1 pseudogene is annotated in these 649 nt (G+C 72.6%); it reads right to left on the bottom strand.

The window, feature by feature from the left end:
- Positions 1-649, bottom strand: a pseudogene (locus tag FVW27_RS18550) (ATP-binding protein); the annotation flags it as partial.

The following is a 649-nucleotide window of genomic DNA, read 5'->3' as shown; positions in this document are numbered from 1 at the left end:
GGGCCGGTCCGGCCAGTCGGCCACGTCGGCGGTGCCGTCACCGGGAAACAGCGTGCCGCGTGGCCGTTCGCCGCCCAGGTCGAACACCGCCACGTCGGCGCGCACCGCATCGCCCAGGCCGCGCAGCAGTGAACGGTTCATGGGAAACGACACTACCGCCGCCCCCACGATGCGCCCGTTCTGGCGGACCGCCAACCCTTCCATATCCACCCGCCCGGTGATGGCCTCCGCATCGGAGGCAAACGGCACGTACGGGGCCATCTGCGCGGGCAACGGAGACAGCGGGGACGACTGGGACAGTGGGGGCGCGTTGCACAGGGATGATTCCGGCAGGGCCGCCGGTCCCATGGGAGCGGGCAGGGGACGCTGGATTTCCCCGCCGTGGCGTGATCCGGCCTGCTCCTGCGACACGATGACCGGCACCACCGCCTTGATGGCCAGCCCGTCGGCGGATCGGAACACGTCGCGCCGCGACAGCCCCCGCAATGCCTGGCGCACCATCAACGCCCCGTCCGTGGTGGCGCCGTTGGGCGTGACACCGCCCGCAAGCCCGTCCGGGCCGCCGCTGGCGGGCAACAGCCGCACCACGGGCTCGGCGCCCATGTCGAACACCTCGATGCAGGCGCGGGGCCACAGGCCGTGCAGTTCG

It is taken from the genome of Nitratidesulfovibrio liaohensis (assembly GCF_011682075.1).
GTDB lineage: Bacteria > Desulfobacterota > Desulfovibrionia > Desulfovibrionales > Desulfovibrionaceae > Cupidesulfovibrio > Cupidesulfovibrio liaohensis.
Note: the sequence above shows the minus strand (reverse complement) of the source record. Positions and strands in the feature narration are given on the sequence as shown.